12 protein-coding genes are annotated in these 14,171 nt (G+C 66.5%); 5 read left to right on the top strand and 7 right to left on the bottom strand.

Features of this window, described 5'->3' with window-relative positions:
* Positions 1–30: 30 nt before the first annotated feature.
* A complete protein-coding gene (locus ACV17W_RS07265; RefSeq protein WP_462596492.1) occupies positions 31–624 on the bottom strand; it encodes an energy-coupling factor transporter transmembrane component T family protein in 594 nt (197 codons plus the stop codon).
* Positions 624–1,301, bottom strand: coding sequence for an energy-coupling factor ABC transporter ATP-binding protein (locus tag ACV17W_RS07270; RefSeq protein WP_462595755.1), 678 nt, complete (start codon positions 1,299–1,301; stop codon positions 624–626). The genes ACV17W_RS07265 and ACV17W_RS07270 overlap by 1 nt, the downstream gene beginning before the upstream one ends.
* Before the next feature lie 51 nt (positions 1,302–1,352).
* Here ACV17W_RS07270 and msrB point away from each other — a divergent pair, with 51 nt between their 5' ends.
* The 4 genes from msrB to ACV17W_RS07290 are packed head-to-tail and all read left to right on the top strand — an operon-like array spanning position 1,353 to position 3,406.
* The gene (gene msrB / locus ACV17W_RS07275; protein WP_462595756.1) at positions 1,353–1,751 is read left to right on the top strand and encodes a peptide-methionine (R)-S-oxide reductase MsrB; all 399 of its coding nucleotides are present in this window, start codon (positions 1,353–1,355) and stop codon (positions 1,749–1,751) included.
* Positions 1,752–2,327 carry a septation protein A gene (locus ACV17W_RS07280; RefSeq protein WP_462595757.1) on the top strand — a complete coding sequence of 192 codons (576 nt, stop codon included), beginning with the start codon at positions 1,752–1,754 and terminating at the stop codon, positions 2,325–2,327.
* Positions 2,328–2,341: 14 nt separating this feature from the next.
* Positions 2,342–2,620, top strand: coding sequence for a BolA family protein (locus tag ACV17W_RS07285; protein WP_462596493.1), 279 nt, complete (start codon positions 2,342–2,344; stop codon positions 2,618–2,620).
* Between the two features lie 9 nt (positions 2,621–2,629).
* Positions 2,630–3,406 (top strand): peptidylprolyl isomerase, encoded by a 777-nt coding sequence (locus ACV17W_RS07290; protein WP_462595758.1) that lies wholly within the window; start codon positions 2,630–2,632, stop codon positions 3,404–3,406.
* Positions 3,407–3,594: 188 nt separating this feature from the next.
* Here ACV17W_RS07290 and ligA read toward each other — a convergent pair whose 3' ends face one another.
* Genes ligA through smc form a run of 3 tightly spaced genes read right to left on the bottom strand, consistent with a single transcriptional unit; the run spans position 3,595 to position 10,320 of the window.
* Entirely contained in the window at positions 3,595–5,694 is a 2,100-nt protein-coding gene (gene ligA / locus ACV17W_RS07295) for an NAD-dependent DNA ligase LigA (RefSeq protein ID WP_462595759.1), read from the bottom strand.
* The gene (locus ACV17W_RS07300) at positions 5,694–6,746 is read right to left on the bottom strand and encodes a cell division protein ZipA C-terminal FtsZ-binding domain-containing protein (RefSeq protein WP_462595760.1); all 1,053 of its coding nucleotides are present in this window, start codon (positions 6,744–6,746) and stop codon (positions 5,694–5,696) included. Before ACV17W_RS07300 ends, ligA begins: the two co-directional genes overlap by 1 nt.
* Before the next feature lie 43 nt (positions 6,747–6,789).
* Positions 6,790–10,320 carry a chromosome segregation protein SMC gene (gene smc, locus ACV17W_RS07305; protein ID WP_462595761.1) on the bottom strand — a complete coding sequence of 1,177 codons (3,531 nt, stop codon included), beginning with the start codon at positions 10,318–10,320 and terminating at the stop codon, positions 6,790–6,792.
* Positions 10,321–10,581: 261 nt separating this feature from the next.
* Between smc and lplT the strand changes: the two genes are divergently transcribed.
* On the top strand, positions 10,582–11,895 hold the full coding sequence (gene lplT, locus ACV17W_RS07310) for a lysophospholipid transporter LplT (protein ID WP_462595762.1): 1,314 nt from the start codon (positions 10,582–10,584) through the stop codon (positions 11,893–11,895).
* A gap of 35 nt (positions 11,896–11,930) precedes the next feature.
* Here lplT and ACV17W_RS07315 read toward each other — a convergent pair whose 3' ends face one another.
* Both ACV17W_RS07315 and tsaB read right to left on the bottom strand, forming a co-directional pair.
* Positions 11,931–12,824 carry a uracil-DNA glycosylase gene (locus tag ACV17W_RS07315; protein WP_462595763.1) on the bottom strand — a complete coding sequence of 298 codons (894 nt, stop codon included), beginning with the start codon at positions 12,822–12,824 and terminating at the stop codon, positions 11,931–11,933.
* Positions 12,821–14,059 carry a tRNA (adenosine(37)-N6)-threonylcarbamoyltransferase complex dimerization subunit type 1 TsaB gene (gene tsaB / locus ACV17W_RS07320; protein ID WP_462595764.1) on the bottom strand — a complete coding sequence of 413 codons (1,239 nt, stop codon included), beginning with the start codon at positions 14,057–14,059 and terminating at the stop codon, positions 12,821–12,823. Before tsaB ends, ACV17W_RS07315 begins: the two co-directional genes overlap by 4 nt.
* Between the last annotated feature and the right edge of the window lie 112 nt (positions 14,060–14,171).

Here is a 14,171-nt window from a genome sequence, read left to right on the forward strand (position 1 = left end):
CCCGGAAACACACGTATAAAAAAAGCGCGCCTAGCTGCGCGCATCGATGGCCTGCGCCACCTGATCGGCGCGCTTGAGCGTACGCACGATCAAGGGCACGATCAAGGCCAAGGGATGCCGGTCAAGCCCTCGCGCGGCCTGGGCTTCGCGGATCTCGAGGTAATGGCGCCAGATCTCGGGCACAAAGCGCAGGGCCAAGGCCAGCGCGAGCGCCACCTTGCCCGCGTCGAGCATGCCCAGGCGCTGCAGCGGCGACAAGGCCCTTTCGCAAACGGCGATGAGATCCGAGCTGCGAGTCGAAAGCGTGACCGCCAGCGCCAGCGCCACCAGCGCGCAGATGCGCAGCAGCACTTCGGCGGCAGCCAGCCAACCCTGGAACACCACCGCGAACAACCCGATGGCCGCCAGTATCCATAACCATCCACGGACTTGCCGCCACAGGCGCGCGCCGCCGGCTCCGGTCATGGCCACCAGGGCGGCCGACAGGCAGGCGGCCAGCCCCAGCCATCGCACATCGTGCACGGCGAACAGCCCCAGCCCCGCCGCCATCAGTACGGCCAGCTTGAGCGTGGCCGGCAGCCGGTGCAGCGGGCCGTTCCGATTGATATACAGCGGTTCGAGCATCATGCGCAGTGCTCGCGATACCAGCGCAGGGCCGGCGCGGGCGCATCGTCTGCGGCGACCTGCCCGTCGACCACCACGAGAACCCGGTCGAAGTCGGCCAGCATGTCGAGGTCGTGGGTGACCACCAGCGCGGGCCGATCGAGGGCTGCGATTGCCCCGGCGACCCGGTTGCGGTTGCGCAGGTCGAGCTGGGTGGTGGGCTCGTCGAACACCACCAGCGCGGGCTGCATGACGAGCACCGATGCCAGCGCCACCAGCTGGCATTCGCCGCCCGACAAGGTGTGGCTGGCCCGGTCGGCGAGGTGGGCGATGCCCAGCGAGCGCAGGCTGGCCTCGACGCGCGTCGCGCAATCGGCTGCGGCCAGCCGCAAGGGCTTCAGCCCGAAAGCCAGGTCTTCGCGCACAATCGGATAGACAATCTGGTTTTCGGGGTTCTGGAACACGAACCCGACCTTGCGCCGTACGGCCTTCAGGTCGCGCCGGGTGTCCAGGCCGTCGACCCGCACCTGCCCCGTGGTGGGCAGGACCAGTCCGTTCAGCAGCTTGGCCAGGGTACTCTTGCCCGCGCCGTTGGGGCCGACCACACCGATGCGACGCTGCGTGAGGGTCAGGCTGACCCCCTTCAGCGCCTGCGACTGCTGCGTGGCCACAACGGCCTGGTCAAACTCGATTAACATGGAGCGGGATTATGCCCGAACCATTTCCGGGATCGGACTCCAAGAGTGCATATGGAAAAAGTACGCAAATCCGACGCCGAATGGCGCGCCCTGCTGACTCCCGAAGAATACGCCGTGGCGCGCGAGAAAGGCACAGAAAGGCCGTTCACCGGCCGCTACTGGAACACCACCACACACGGCATCTATCGTTGCGTGGGTTGCGGCACGGCGCTGTTCGCCTCCGACACCAAGTTCGACGCCGGTTGCGGCTGGCCCAGCTATTTCGAGCCGCTCGACCCGGCCCACGTCCGCGAAGAGCGCGACACCTCACATGGCATGATCCGCACCGAAGTCCTGTGCAACATCTGCGATGCCCACCTGGGCCATGTATTCCCGGACGGCCCCGAACCCACCGGGCTGCGCTACTGCATCAATTCACTGTCGCTCAAATTCGAACCGCTTGAAGACTGAATGAAGAAATTCCTGTTCGACCTGTTCCCGCTGATTCTTTTCTTCATCGCGTACCGGTACACCGATATCTACACTGCCACGGCAGTGGCCATCGCCGCGTCCGTGGCCCAGTTCGTCTGGCTGCGCGCCAGGCGCAAACGCATCGAAGCCACCCACTGGATCAACCTGTCCGTCATTGTCATCTTTGGCGGGGCCACGCTGTGGTTGCATAGCGACGTCTTCATTAAATGGAAGCCCACGGTGCTGTACTGGCTGTTCGGCGCTGCCCTGCTCGGGGCCAGGCTGCTGTTCCGGCGCAATCTCATGCGCAAACTGCTGGGTAGCCAGATCGAACTGCCGGATGCCGCCTGGGACAAGCTCAACCTGAGCTGGGCGCTGTTCTTCCTGGCCGCAGGCGCCATCAACCTGTACGTTGCGTTTTCCGGGCAATTCACCGAATCGCAGTGGGTGAACTTCAAGGTGTTCGGCCTGATGGGGCTGTTGCTGGCCTTCGTCATCGGGCAGTCTCTCTGGCTGGGCCGCCACATGCAACAGCCGCGGCAACCCGACGCCGGCAACGACGCTGGCCAGGACTGACCATGCCCGACACCATGCTCGACTCCACCGACCGCATCGGCCTGATCCGCAGCCGCCTGGCGGCGCTCGAACCCGTTACGCTCGACATACGCGACGACTCCCACCTGCACGCCGGCCATGCCGGCGCGCAAGGCGGCGCCGGTCACTATCATGTGCATATCGTCGCGGCCCGATTCGCCGGCCTGGCACCCGTGGCGCGCCATCGCCTGGTGTATGATCTTTTGCACGATTTGATCCCCCATCCCATCCATGCGCTTGCGCTCGACGCCCAAGCCCCAAAGTCAGACTCCTAAAGGAAACCCATGAAACGCATCGTGATGCTGGCCGCGGCTTGCGCGGTCGCCTTGCCTGTTTTTGCGCAGAACGCCGCCACGGTCAACGGCAAGGCCATTACTCAGCAAAGCCTGGATCAATTCGTGAAGCTGCTGGTCAGCCAGGGCGCCACCGACTCGCCGCAACTGCGCGAGCAGGTCAAGCAAGAAATGATCAATCGTCAGATTTTCGTGCAGGCGGCTGAGAAAGACGGCATCGCCAAGCAGCCTGACGTACAGACCGAAATCGAGCTGGCCCGCCAAGGCATCCTGGTTCGCGCCCTGATGGCCGAATACCTGCAAAAGCACCCGGTCACCGATCAGCAGATCCAGGCCGAGTACGACAAGATCAAGCAGCAGCAGGCCAGCCAGAACGAATACAAGGTCCGCCACATCCTGGTCGAGGACGAAAAGGCCGCCAACGACCTGCTGGCGCAGATCAAGCGCGACAAGTCCAAGTTCGCCGAGCTGGCCAAGAAAAACTCGAAAGATCCGGGCAGCGCCGCCAATGGCGGCGACCTGGGCTGGGCCGCGCCCAGCAACTACGTCAAGCCCTTTGCCGATACGGTCAACGGGCTGAAGAAGGGCCAACTGGCCGACAAGCCGGTGCAGACGCAGTTCGGCTGGCACATCATCGAAGTCGAAGACCTGCGCCCGGTGGAATTCCCGCCGCTCGACCAGGTACGCCCGCAGCTCGAGGAAATGCTGCGTCAGCAGAAGCTGGCCGATTACCAGAAAGAGCTGCGCGAGAAAGCTACCATCAAGTAAGCCGGTGAACTTGCGGCAGGCCCTGCCGCTGCCCCACCAGGCCCCCGCCCTCGAGCGGGGGCTTTTCATTGCAGGGGCCGGCGGGCCAGTGCTGCGCGGCACGGTGCGGCCGGTCGGCCCCGGACAAGGGCTTCGCAGGCGCTTGCCCTGGACAGGCCGCCATCGCGCCCGACGGGCCCATGCGCCGACTACATGCCGAGCAGGGCCTTCAGTCCGTCTTCGTCGAGCACGGGCACGCCGAGTTCCTGCGCCTTGGCCAGCTTGCTGCCTGCATCATCACCCGCCACCACGTAGGCGGTTTTTCGGGACACCGACCCGCTCACCTTGCCACCTGCGGCCAGGATGTAGCGAGTGGCCTCGTCCCGCGTCCAGGTGGGCATCGTACCCGTCAGGACGAAGGTCTTGCCGGCCAGGGAATCGCCCTCGGGGCCGGCTTCGGCCACGGGATGCACGCCCTGCGCCTTGAGCAATTCGATGATTTCGCGATTGTGAGGCTCGGCGAAAAAGCGCCTGATGGAGCCGGCCACCACCGGTCCGACGTCAGGAGCGCCGGCCAGGGCGTCTTCGTCGGCCTGCATGATGCTTTCGATGCTGCCGAAATGGCGGGCGACGTCGCGGGCGGTGGTTTCGCCCACGTGGCGAATGCCCAGGGCGAACAGCAGGCGCCCCAGCGTGGGCGTACGCGCTTTGTCGATGGCCGTCACGAGGTTGTCGGCCGACTTCTTGCCCATGCGCTCCAGCGCCGCCAGCTCGAACCCGGTAAGGCTGTACAGATCGGCCAGCGATTTCACGCGTCCGCTTTCCACCAGCTGGTCTACCAGTTTCTCACCGAGGCCGTCGATGTCGAGCGCCTTTCGGCCGGCGGCGTGCAACAGGGTCTGCTTGCGTTGGGCGGCACAGAAAAGGCCGCCCGTGCAACGGGCGATGGCTTCGTCTTCGGTGCGCTCGATGGCAGAGCCGCAGACCGGACAAGACGTGGGCATCACGAATTCCCGCGCGTCGGACGGCCGCTTGTCGGGCACCGGCCCGACCACTTCCGGAATCACGTCGCCCGCGCGGCGCACAATGACCGTGTCTCCGATGCGCACGTCCTTGCGGCGGATTTCGTCTTCGTTGTGCAGGGTGGCGTTGGTGACGGTGACCCCGCCCACGAATACCGGCTGCAGCCGCGCGACCGGGGTAATGGCGCCCGTACGACCGACCTGCACCTCGATATCGAGCAGCCGCGTGCTGGCCTCTTCGGCCGGAAACTTGTGAGCCAGCGCAAAGCGCGGCGCTCGGGCCACGAAGCCCAGCACCTTCTGGGCCGGCAGGGAATTGACTTTGTACACGACACCATCGATGTCGTACGGCAGGCCGGTTCGATCTCGGCCCACCTGCTCGTAATAGGCCAAGAGGCCTTCGGCTCCCGACACGCGGCGATTGTGACGTGTATTGACCGGCAGGCCCAGCTCGGCAAGCCAGTCCAGCATGGCGCCGTGGGTGTCATGCGGCAGCGTGGATTGATGCCGCGCGCCGGGCGCCGGCTCGGCAAACCGCCCCGCCTGGCGGCCCGGCAGGCCATCGACTTCGCCCCAGCTGTACGCAAAGAACCGCAGGGGACGTTGCGCCGTGATGCGCGGATCGAGCTGCCTCAGGCTGCCCGCCGCGGCATTGCGCGGGTTGACGAAAACCTTTTCGTCCCGGGAGGCCTGACTGCGGTTCAGCCGCTCGAAGTCGGCCCGGTTCATCAGCACTTCGCCGCGCACCTCCAGCACGCGCGGCGGCTCGCCCTTCAGGCGCAGCGGCACGGCGCGTATCGTGCGCACATTTGCGGTGACGTCTTCCCCGGTCTGGCCATCACCGCGCGTGGCGGCCTGCACCAGGCGTCCGTCTTCATAGCGCAGGCTGATGGCCAGGCCGTCCAGCTTCTGTTCGCAGAAATATTCGGGGTGCTGGTCCGGCGCCAGCAATCCAGCCCCGCGCAGCGTATCGGCAATGCGGCGGTCGAAAGCGTGGACTTCTTCCGGGTCGAAAGCATTACCCAGCGACAACATGGGCACGGCGTGGCGCACGCTTCCAAACGCGGACAGCGGCGCCGCACCCACCCGCTGCGTAGGTGACTCAGGGGTCACCAGCTCGGGATACTCGGTTTCGAGCTGCAGCAGTTCGCGCAACAGCGCGTCGTACTCAGCGTCGGTGATGGTGGGAGCGTCGTGCACGTAATAGTGCACGTTGTGCTGCTCGATTTCAGTGCGAAGTTCGGCCGCGCGCCTGGCCGCCCGGTCTGCTCCTGCGCCTGCAGCCATCAGGCAAATACCTTTTGCGCGCGCGGGCTGCCCGCCGGCAGGCCTGCCTGATCCAGCTGGCCGAACAAAACCTGCAGCCGCTCGTCAATCACGGTCGCGGCCCCGTCGAGCAACGGTTTGCCCTGGTCGTCGACCAGCTCGGCGTTAAGGCGCGCGGCCAGGTCGCGGCCCACGTCGACCATGCGGCCGAAGGCGCGCGGATCGGCAGGCGTGCAGGGAACGTCGAGCAGCAGCAACAGTTGTTCCACCGGAGACATGCCGTCATCGAAAGCCGCCCCGTCGCCACGCGACAAGGAAAACCGCGGCACACCGGTATCGGCCAGCCATGCCAGGCGGGGCCCGTGCGGAGCAAAGCCCAGCTCGCGGGCCACGCCGACGATCTCGGCGGCCGAGCGCGGCGAGCCCAGCAACAAGGTCAGGCCCACCTGCGTATCGAGCGCGGCGCACACGTCATCGAGCTTGGCGGCGCGTTCGAGCACCAGCTGCTGGTCAGGCCCTTCGATGGTGGCTTCGAATCGCTCGGCCAGGTCTTGGGCACGGGCCCACGCCTGCGACCATTCGATGGCGGTCAGGGGGCCGCTGCGGTTGGCCAGCAGGACGGCCAGCTGCAGCGACGCATAGGACTCGCCGGCGTGCACATGGGCACGATGCCGGCCGGAGTCGGTAGTCGCAAAGACCCGCAGCGGCTTACGCCCCACTTGGCGCAGCCCCTGCACGTGCGGCAGCAGGTCGGCGCCGCGCACGGGCTCGCCGAAGTTGATTTCGATGACGATCTCGCAGCCGGCATCCGGCTCTTCGGTGTCGTCGGCATCGGCGCCCGCCTCGACGGCCGGCGCAGACGAGGCCGAAAAGTTCATGCCGGGTTCGCGGCGCTGGGCCTCGGAAACCGGCGGCCGGCCTTCGTGGGCGCCCAGCAACGGGTCCTGGTCGGAGGTCGGGAAATGCGCCTGCATGCGATTGCGCGCCCGGCGGTCCTGCCACCAGTTGAAACCCAGCACCAACAAAATCAGCAGCACACCCAGGGCAATCAGCCCGATCTGCAAGTCGCTCATGTGTTAACCCTGCACTGCATGAACAGCGCCTTTCATAGTTGGTTTATGCGGCTTCGGCGGCCATTTGCACGGCCGAATCAATGTCAACGGCAACGATACGCGATACGCCCTGCTCTTGCATGGTAACGCCGATCAATTGTTTGGCCATTTGCATGGCAATCTTGTTATGCGAGATGAACAGGAATTGGGTCTGCTCACTCATGCTGCTGACCAGGTTCGCGTAACGCTCGGTATTGGCATCGTCCAGCGGCGCATCGACTTCGTCGAGCAGGCAGAACGGTGCGGGATTCAGCTTGAACAGCGCGAACACCAGTGCCGTGGCGGTCAAGGCCTTTTCGCCACCGGACAGAAGGTGGATGGTGCTGTTGCGCTTGCCCGGGGGCTGGGCCATGACCTGAACGCCGGCGTCGAGAATTTCGTCGCCGGTCATGCTCAGCTTGGCTTCGCCGCCGCCGAACAGCCTGGGGAACAGCTCGCCAAAGTGCCCGTTGACCGTATCGAAGGTAGCCTGCAGCAATTCGCGCGTTTCGCGGTCGATCTTGCGTATGGCGTCTTCCAGCGTGTCGATGGCGGTGAGCAGGTCCTGCTGCTGTGAATCGAGGAATTCTTTGCGTTCGCGCGACGCGTTGAGTTCGTCGAGCGCGGCCAGGTTGACCGAGCCCAGTGAATCGATCTGCCGCGAGATGCGCCCCACTTCGGACTGCAGCCAATTGGCGCGCCGCCATTCGTCGGGCATGGCCGCCAGTTCCCGGGCCAGCGCTTCACGGTCGACCTCCCGGGCCGTGAGCTGCTCGCTGAACTGCTCTTCGGCCAGACGCGCGGCCTGCTCCTGCAACTGCAATTCGGTGATGCGCGCGCGCAGAGGCTCGAGCGCCCGCTCTTGCTGCATGCGCTCTTCATCGGCACCGCGCAGCAAAGCCGACAGGTTGTCGAGTTCCTGACGGGCGCGCGACAAGGCCTCTTCGCGCTCCGCGCGGGCCTCTAGCGCGTCCTGCAGCCCAGCCTGCGACGCCGAGGCGTCGAGTTCGGCCAGGTCGGCCTGCAGTTGTTCGAGCTCGGCAGCGGCGCGCTGGCTTTGCTCGGCGGCCAGCTGGCGGTTGCGCTGCAGGTCGGCGATGCGGGAATGCGCGGCGCGCTCGGCGAACTCAGCTTCCTGAGCGGCTCTTTCCAGTTCGCGCAAACGGGCGCGCGCCCCCTCGGCCTGGGCCGCCAGGTCTTCGCCGGCGATCTCGGCATCGGCAAACCGTGACTGGTGTTCTGCGAGTTCAGCGTCGAGCGCCTCGAAACGCGCTTCGGCTTCTTCACGCGTGGCGCGCAGATCCTCTTCGTGCGCGGAGATTTCCTCGAGGTCCTGGCGCAGGCGGGCGGCGCGCTCGCCCGATTGCTCGGCCTGCTGCTGCAGGCGGGAGTGCTCGAGCTGGATGTCGTGCACGCGGCGGGTGACCTCGGCGACACGCTGGCGTGCCGGGGCCACTGCCTGCGACACCTGCTGCCACGCTGCCTCTGCCCGCGCGACGGCGGCACGCGCCTGATCGGCGATCAGTTGCTGGGCCTTGATTTCGCGCTGCAGGTTCTCGATTTCCTGCTGGCGTGCCAGCAGGCCCGCCTGTTCGGAATCGGGCGCATAGAAGCGCACACTGTGAGCGTCGACCAGATGTCCCGTCTTGACGACGAAGGCGCCGCCGGGCGGCAGCGTGGCGCGTGCCGCCATGGCCTGGGCCACATCGGCAGCGGTATAGACATTGCCCAGCCAGCTGTTGAGCAACGTGCGCAGGTCGGGATCCGTGATGCGCAGCAGGCTCGACAAGGGCGTAAGCCCCTGCGGGGCGGCGGGTGCCGGCGCGGCGGCCGGCACCTGATAAAACGCCAGGCGGGCGGGCGGCGCGTCGTCGGCAAAGGCGCGCGCCCAGTCGAGGTTGCGCACTTCGAGCGCCGCCATGCGCTCGCGCAGCACGGCTTCAAGCGCGTTTTCCCAGCCCGGTTCGATGTGCAGCTTCTGCCACAACCGACCCAGACCGGTCAGCTCATGCTTGGCGAGCCAGGGCTCGAGCGCGCCCTGCTTCTGCACGTCTTCCTGCAGCTTCACCAGTGCTGCCAGCCGCGCTTCCAGGCGTGCCAGGTTCTGGGCCTCCTGCTGCGCGGCGGCCTGGGCACGACTGCGCTCGGCGTCGGCTTCGGGCACCCGGGCCTCCAGGAGGGCCAGCTCGCGCTGGGCCTCTTCCAGCTGATCTTCGCCCTGGGCGCGATCGCCGGCCAATTGTTCCAGCCGCGCGGGGTCGGGCGCATGCAGATCGCGCAGTTCCTGCTGCAGGCGCTCGCGGCGCTGCTCGAGATTCTGCAGCTGGCGATCCGCGTCGCGTTGAGTCTGTGCGACCAGGGCCAGGTTCTGTTCGACGCGCGCCAGTGAACTGCGCATCTCGTCGCGCGAGGCTGCTGCGTCGCGCACCTTGCTTTCGATTGCTGGCAAGGCCGCCTGGGCATCCTCGGCCAGGGCCCGCGCCTCTTCGGTGCGAGCGGCACCGGCGGCCAGGTCGTCTTCAGCCTGGGCGATCTGCTCGACGCAATGGGTCTGCTGCGCGTCCCACTCGGTAATCTGTTGCTGGAGCTGGTCGCGCCGCGCCTGCAGTCGGTTGCGTGAATCGACGACGTGGCGGATCTCGGCTTCCAGCCGGCTGACCTGGGCATTCGCCTCATACAGCTGGCCCTGGGCCGCGTGCACCGCATCGCTGGCGGCGTAATGGGCCTGCCGGCGCGACTCGAGCTCGGCCTCGCCCGAGCGCAGGCTGGCGATGGCGGCTTCGAGGTTGTTCTGCGCCTGGGCCATTTCCTGGCTTTTGCGCTGGCGTTCGTCGCGCGCGCCGGTTTCTTTCAGCAGCCACAGCGCGAACTGCTTCTTTTCGCCGTCGGCCTGCAATTCGCGGTACTGGCGGGCCACTTCGGCCTGGGCCTCGAGCTTTTCGACCTGGGCGCCGAGCTCGCGCAGAATATCTTCCACCCGAGTCAGGTTCTCGCGCGTGTCGGACAGGCGATTTTCGGTTTCGCGGCGGCGTTCTTTATACCTCGACACCCCGGCGGCCTCTTCGAGAAACACGCGCAGTTCTTCGGGACGCGCCTCGATCAGGCGGTTGATCATGCCCTGCCCGATGATGGCGTAGCCCCGCGCCCCCAGGCCCGTCCCAAGGAAGATATCGTGAATGTCGCGGCGTCGCACCTGCTGGTTGTTGACGTAATAGCTGCTGGTGCCGTCGCGCGTCAGAACGCGTCTGACCGCGATTTCGGAATAGGTGCTCCATTGGCCGGCGGCCCTGCCCTCGCTGTTGTCGAACACCATCTCGACCGAGGCCCTCGCCGCCGGCTTGCGGTTGCCGGAGCCGTTGAAAATGACGTCCTGCATGGACTCGCCGCGCAGCTCGGACGCCTTGGCCTCGCCCAGCACCCACCGCACCGCGTCGATAATATTCGACTTGCCGCAACCGTTGGGCCCCACCACGCCCACCAACTGGCTGGGAACGGGAATGACCGTGGGATCGACGAACGATTTGAAGCCGGCGAGTTTTAGTTGAGTCAGGCGCACAGTACGATGACGGACGGGTAGGGTTGAACGAAAGGCGTTGAACGGACCTGCCGTACCAATTGCAGACGGTCCCGCGGGACCAGGGATGCGGATCGTATGATACCCCAGGCAGTGGGCCGCGCCCGGGGCGGGGCACGGGGCCGCGCGCACTTAAAAATCCGCGCGCGGCGGCTCGGACGCTATACTCGCTGACACTTTTTTCCATACGACACACGTTTTCAACGCCGCCGGTTCTGGCCGGCCGCCACCGAGGAAGCACTTTTGAAACGCGGGTTCTATCTAGTCATGGCTGCGCAGGCCTTCTCGTCCCTGGCGGACAACGCGCTGTTCATCGCGGCCATCGCCTTGATACTGGAACTGCATGGCCCCGACTGGATGGCCCCGGTCATGAAGTGGTCGTTCGCACTCGCCTATGTGGTGCTGGCGGCGTTCGTGGGCGCCCTGGCCGACTCCTTCCCCAAAGGGCGGGTGATGTTCGCCACCAACGCGCTCAAGGTGTCCGGCTGCCTGCTGATGTTCATGTACGCCAACCTGGGCGTATCGCCGGAGAACCAGACCTACCTGGTGTGCCTGGCATACGGACTGGTGGGCGTCGGTGCGGCGGCCTATTCCCCCGCCAAGTACGGCATCGTCACCGAAATGCTGCCTCCCGAAATGCTGGTCAAGGGCAACAGCTGGATCGAAGGCCTTACGGTCATTTCCATCATTCTTGGCACCGTGCTGGGCGGCGTGCTGATTTCCCCCACGGCCTCGAAGCTGTTGCTCGAGCACCCCTTCATCGGCGGGCTTGTGCACACGCCGGCCGAGGCCGCCATTCTGGTCATCGCCTTCGTCTACCTGCTGGCCGCCCTGTGCAACCTGCTGATTCCCAAGACGAATGTCCGCTATCCCCCGCAGCAGAAGAACCCCGTCCGCCTGACCATCACATTTGCCAGCTACGTGCGGGTGCTGTGGCATGACAAGCTCGGCCAGATCTCGCTTGCCGTCACCACGCTGTTCTGGGGCGCCGGCGCGGTGCTGCAGCTCATCGTCATCGAATGGGGACGTCGCCACCTGGGCTACCGGCTCGACGAGGCCTCGATCCTGATGGGCGTGGCCGCCCTGGGCACGGTGGCCGGCTCCATCCTGGCGGGGCGAATTCCGCTGCGAAAGGCACTGTCGGTTCTGCCCGTGGGCGCGGCCATGGGGCTGGTGGTACTGCTGATGCCGCTGGTGCATTCCACCTGGAGCGTCTATACCCTGCTGCTGATCACCGGCGCGCTCGCGGGCTTCTTCGTGGTGCCCATGAATGCTCTGCTGCAGCATCGCGGGCACGTACTGCTGTCAGCCGGCCACTCCATCGCGGTCCAGAACTTCAACGAGCAACTCAATATTCTGGTGATGGTGGCCACTTATACCGTGCTGCTTTGGCTGGACATGTCCATCAACACCATCATCGTGCTGTTCGGACTGCTGGTCACCGTGCTGATGCTGATCTTCATGCGCTGGAGCCGCCGCAACCTGAAGGCCGATCCGGCGCTGCGCGATCTTATCGGCCAGGAAGGCCATGGCCAGGCGTTGAAGACGCCGCACTAGCGCGCCGGCCCCTCGGCCGGACGGGCCAGCGGCGCTCAGCCCAGCTGCATGGCCAGGCGCAGATCCTGCCAGGCGCGCGCCTTTTCGGCTGGACTGCGCAGCAGATAGGCCGGGTGGTAGCTGACCACCAGCGGGATATTGCGACCGTCGGCCGTCGCAAGGGTGTGGCTGCGGCCCCGCAGGCTGCCGATGGTGGCGTCGGTGCCCAGCAGCGTCTGCGCGGCAAAGCGGCCCAGCACGAGAATGCGCTCGGGCCTGAGCAGCTCGATCTGGCGCATCAGATAAGGGCTGCAGGCCGCCACTTCTTCGGGACGGGGATTCCGATTGCCCGGCGGCCGGCATTTGATGACGTTGGCAATGAACACGTCTTTTTCGCGGCTGAGCCCCACCGACGCCAGCATGGCATCGAGCAATTGGCCCGACCGGCCCACGAACGGCTGCCCCTGGCGGTCTTCCTGTTCGCCTGGCGCCTCGCCCACCACCAGCCAGCGCGCCGGCTGCCCGCCCATGCCGAACACCGCATGCCTGCGGCCATGGCAAAGCCCGCAGGCGGTACAGCTCAGTACCTGCTCGCGCAGCGCATCGAAATCATGCGCCGGCACCACGGGCTGCGTGGCCGGCGGGGTGGAAGCCCCTGCAACGGATGGCAGATCGGCCGCCGGCCGCGGCGCCGCGCGCGGGGGCGCCGGTGCAGGCTGAGCTGCAGCGGGCTCGGGCGTTGGCACAGCCTGCGCAGGCTGTGCCACATCGGCCGCCGGGATTTCCGCCATGCCCACAACGGGATGGGCCTGGCCAGACGGGGCAGCGGCGGGCGCCTGCTCCGCGGCGGCGGCTGGCAGCCAGGTTTTCTCGATGCCGATTTCGCGCAGCCAGAACTTCTGCAGCGCATTGACGCGCGGCGCCGGAGGCAGGCAATCGGCCGGCGTCATGCGGTGTCCCCGAGGGGCTTCTGCATGACCAGCGCATCCTCGCGCGCGCCCTTGCCCGCCGGATAATAATCCCGACGTACGCCGATGCGCTGGAAACCCAGCTGTTCGTAAAAGGCCAGCGCCGAATGGTTCGAAGGCCGCACTTCCAGAAGCACCGCGGCCAGCCCATGCTGCCGCGCGCGCTGTATGCACCATTCGACCAGCTGGCTGCCGAGCCCTTGGCGATGCAACGACCGCTTCACCGCGATAACCAGCAGATGCGCCACGTCGGGCGCCAGCATGAGCACGCAGAACCCGGCAAGCTCACCGCCCTGCCGCAACACACGTGCTTCGTAGCCTGCGGACAGGGCATCGGCGAAATTGCCGCGCGTCCAGGGAAATGCCTGCACCTGGGCCTCGAGTGCGGCCACATCGTCCAGGTCGGCTGCCGTCATGGGGCTCAGCACCGCAGCCTGCAGCCGCGCTGGGGCCGCCTTCGGATTGCCGCCCTGCCCGCGTTCGCGTTCGGCGGTGGTGAAGGCCACCTTGTCGCGCACATACAGCGGCGCAGCCGATTCCGGCTCCACCGCTTCGCTGCGCCGCCACGCAAGGCGCGCCAGACGTGCCACCGCTTCGGCGCTGGGACGCAGGGCCGATGCGCGCTGCCACCCCTGCGGCACCACCATATCGTCGGCATAGACATCCCAGGCATCGCCCGCCGCCCGTACTGCCGCGCCGGGCTTGCCGCCGGCCATCAGCGCAGGAACGTGGTGGGCCGCCCAGTCTACAGCTTCTCCCGCCGCGATCAGCAGCGGCGCCTGCCGCACCCGCCAGGGCTGGACGGCATCCGCGCTCAGTTCATAGGCGGCCAGGTAGACTTCGTTCATGCGGGCATCGAGGGCGACCAGCACCAGGTCGCCCGGCCGCGCCCCGGCATCGTCGGCCACTGCCAGGTGCGACACCACGGGCACCACGGGCACCTGCAGCGCCAGCGCCATGCCCTGAGCCACGCCGCAAGCCACACGCAGACCGGTGAACCCACCCGGCCCCTGGCCGAAGGCCACGGCGTGCAGATCGGCCGGGGTCAACCCCGCGCTGGCCAGCAATTCTCCGGCCATGGGCAACAGCCGTTCAGCGTGCTCCTGCGACCCTTCGTGCTCGAGTGCGCAGACCACCGGCCCGCCGGATGTGTCGCGCAACAGAGCCACCCCGCAACGCGAGGAAGAGGTCTCAAGGGCCAGCAGGTTCAATTCCATAGGCGGTGATTGTACGAAACTGGCCGCAGGTGCCGATCGCGCGGGGTTTTCAACCGTTGCGCGCAATGTGTAATATCTTGTGAATACCCACTAGCCGCTGGTTCTCGTCACT

Source organism: Bordetella sp. MIP270_01_BMS (genome assembly GCF_054958705.1).

Bases quoted from the DNA above. Each gene is read 5' to 3' on its own strand.
- ACV17W_RS07315 (WP_462595763.1), bottom strand. From the start codon at position 12,824: ATGACGCCGGCCGATTGCCTGCCTCCGGCGCCGCGCGTCAATGCGCTG.
- ACV17W_RS07300 (WP_462595760.1), bottom strand. From the start codon at position 6,746: ATGAGCGACTTGCAGATCGGGCTGATTGCCCTGGGTGTGCTGCTGATT.
- ACV17W_RS07290 (WP_462595758.1), top strand. From the start codon at position 2,630: ATGAAACGCATCGTGATGCTGGCCGCGGCTTGCGCGGTCGCCTTGCCT.
- ACV17W_RS07280 (WP_462595757.1), top strand. From the start codon at position 1,752: ATGAAGAAATTCCTGTTCGACCTGTTCCCGCTGATTCTTTTCTTCATC.
- ligA (WP_462595759.1), bottom strand. From the start codon at position 5,694: ATGGCTGCAGGCGCAGGAGCAGACCGGGCGGCCAGGCGCGCGGCCGAA.
- msrB (WP_462595756.1), top strand. From the start codon at position 1,353: ATGGAAAAAGTACGCAAATCCGACGCCGAATGGCGCGCCCTGCTGACT.
- tsaB (WP_462595764.1), bottom strand. From the start codon at position 14,059: ATGGAATTGAACCTGCTGGCCCTTGAGACCTCTTCCTCGCGTTGCGGG.
- ACV17W_RS07270 (WP_462595755.1), bottom strand. From the start codon at position 1,301: ATGTTAATCGAGTTTGACCAGGCCGTTGTGGCCACGCAGCAGTCGCAG.
- ACV17W_RS07285 (WP_462596493.1), top strand. From the start codon at position 2,342: ATGCTCGACTCCACCGACCGCATCGGCCTGATCCGCAGCCGCCTGGCG.
- ACV17W_RS07265 (WP_462596492.1), bottom strand. From the start codon at position 624: ATGCTCGAACCGCTGTATATCAATCGGAACGGCCCGCTGCACCGGCTG.